A 2317-nucleotide genomic window follows, 5' to 3' on the forward strand; every position below is an offset into this window, starting at 1 on the left:
GTCCGGCCTCAGTTCCGTATCGCCACGACGGGCATCTTCTCGATCCGAATCGCGGCAGCCTCGAACTCCACAGCCCCCGCGATCGGACAACTGGCCCTGGAACAACACGGGTTGGCGTCCGATCCATCCGGTGACCGGCCGGTCATGAACGCCACACCGGGCCGCAGCGCCGGATCCACCCACACCGGTGCCGTCGCCGAACCCCGCCGGGTGGCTACCCGCACCGGCTCGCCGACGACCACGCCGTAGCGCTCGGCGTCCTCCGGACTCAGCTCGACACACTCGGCACGCCGCAACGACGGCCCCGAACCACCCTTCTGCAGAAGGGTGTTGTACGAGTCCAGACGGCGGCCCTTGGTGAGCCTGACCGGATACTCCTCGTCCGTCAGGTCGACGGGAGGGGCGTGCCGGACCAGGTGGAAAGGTGCACGCCGCTCTCGATCGGTGTGACCGCGGCCAGTGAGCAGTGACAGGTTGATCAGCGCGCGGTCCTCCTCGTGCTCGGTGCCGTCGAACGCCCGTAACGGCTCGCCCCGCGCGTAGGCCTGCGCCAACTCCCGTAGGACAGCGGCCGGTACGCCCGTCACCTTCACCGCGAGCGACACCGTCCACGGCTCGACGAGTTGCCTGTACTCCTCGAAGCCCCGGGTCGCACGATCGATGAACTCCCGGTCGGCCAGGCCCGCCCCGATGATCTCGCGGCCGATCGCATGGGCCATCGGGACCTCGGATCCGGCGTTCGGCCGGATCCGAGGTCCCGACCCGATGGCGTGGGTGCCCAGTTCCGTCATGCGGCGGACCGGATCGCGAGGAGGTCGGAGAGCGCGTGGACGGTACGCAGCGTGGGCACGTCCACGCCGGTGATCTCCGCCAGCTCGATGACCGCGGTGAGGAGGACGTCGAGTTCCAGGGGCTTGCCGCGCTCCAGGTCCTGGAGCGTGGAGGTGCGATGGTCACCGACCCGTTCGGCGCCGGCGAGGCGGCGTTCGATGGAGACACCGACGGTACAGTCGAGGGCCTCGGCGACCGCGAGAGTCTCGGCCATCATCGTCTCGATGACCTTGCGGGTACCGCCGTGCAGGCACATCTGGCGCATGGTGGCACGGGCCAGCGCGCTGATGGGGTTGAAGGAGATGTTGCCCAGCAGCTTGAGCCAGATGTCGTCCCGGAGGTTCGGTTCGACCGGACACTTGAGCCCGCCCGCCTGCATGGCCTCACTGAAGGCCTGACACCGGGGTGAGAGGCTGCGGTCGGGCTCCCCGATGGAGAACCGGGTGCCTTCCAAGTGCCGTACGACACCCGGCCCTTCGAGCTCGGTCGCCGCGTAGACGACACAACCGATGGCCCGGAAGGGCGCGAGCACCGCACTGACCGCACCCCCCGGGTCGACACTTTCGATGCGGTGGCCGTCATGCGGGCCGCCGTGCCGGTGGAAGTACCACCAGGGGATGCCGTTCTGAGCCGCGATGACCGCGGTGGTGTCGGTGAGAAGGGGCTCGATGAGCGGCCCGCACGCCGCGTACGAGTTGGCCTTCAGACCGAGGAAGACGTAGTCGACCGGGCCGATCTCGGCCGGGTCGTCGGTGGCATGGGCGTGGGCGGTGAAGTCACCGCGGGGGCTGAGGACTTGGACACCGTGCTGCCGCATGGCCGCCAGATGCGGACCGCGGGCGATGAGGTGGACGTCGGCGCCGGCGCGGTGGAGTGCCGCGCCGACGTAGGCACCGATGGCTCCGGCGCCGAGGATGGCGACTTTCATGGGTGGAAGCTCCGTTCGGTGAGGGTGACCGAGGAACTGCCGACTTTGTCGACTGGATATTGTCTACAGGATGGAGGGAGTGCTCAGCAAGGGTCGTGACGTCACCAAGCCCGTTGAGCTGCTGCTACGCCCTTGCGCGCCGTAGACTGTAGGCGAAAACCAATTCATACTTGGCTCTCAGCTGCAGCGACGACCCGCTGTACAGGAGGGACCGCGATGTTGCCGACGACAGGACTGCCGTACGGGACGGTGCCCAGGCTCGAGCGCCCCGGTCCGCTGCGCGACCGTGTCTACGGAGCGCTGCTCGAACTCATCACGACGCGGGCTCTGCAGCCGGGTCAGCATCTGGTGGAGAGTGAGTTGGCGGGGCATTTGGGGGTGTCGCGGCAGCCGGTGCGTGAGGCTTTGCAGCGGTTGAACACTGAGGGGTGGGTGGATCTGCGGCCTGCGCAGGGTGCGTTCGTGCATGAGCCGACGGATGAGGAGGCTGATCAGCTTCTGACGGTGCGGACGTTGTTGGAGGCGGAGGCGGCGCGGTTGGCTGCGGCGAATGCGGGT

The 2317-nt window shown here is 68.2% G+C and carries 2 protein-coding genes and 1 pseudogene; 1 reads left to right on the plus strand and 2 read right to left on the minus strand.

Annotation, left to right across the window (positions count from 1 at the left end):
• Window positions 1–8: 8 nt before the first annotated feature.
• Both AQJ46_RS59595 and AQJ46_RS50975 read right to left on the minus strand, forming a co-directional pair.
• Window positions 9–440, minus strand: a pseudogene (locus AQJ46_RS59595) (molybdopterin dinucleotide binding domain-containing protein); the annotation flags it as partial.
• Window positions 441–787: 347 nt separating this feature from the next.
• A complete protein-coding gene (locus AQJ46_RS50975) occupies window positions 788–1759 on the minus strand; it encodes a 2-dehydropantoate 2-reductase (RefSeq protein ID WP_059212184.1) in 972 nt (323 codons plus the stop codon).
• Window positions 1760–1978: 219 nt separating this feature from the next.
• On the opposite strand from AQJ46_RS50975, the gene AQJ46_RS50980 reads away from it, so the two are divergent.
• Window positions 1979–2317 (plus strand): GntR family transcriptional regulator (locus AQJ46_RS50980; protein WP_208617141.1); only part of this gene is annotated, 339 nt, incomplete at its 3' end.

This window comes from Streptomyces canus (assembly GCF_001514145.1).
Classification (GTDB): domain Bacteria; phylum Actinomycetota; class Actinomycetes; order Streptomycetales; family Streptomycetaceae; genus Streptomyces; species Streptomyces canus.

What these genes read in the sequence shown, in the direction of transcription:
- AQJ46_RS50975 (WP_059212184.1), bottom strand. Translation starts at nt 1,759, where the DNA reads ATGAAAGTCGCCATCCTCGGCGCCGGAGCCATCGGTGCCTACGTCGGC.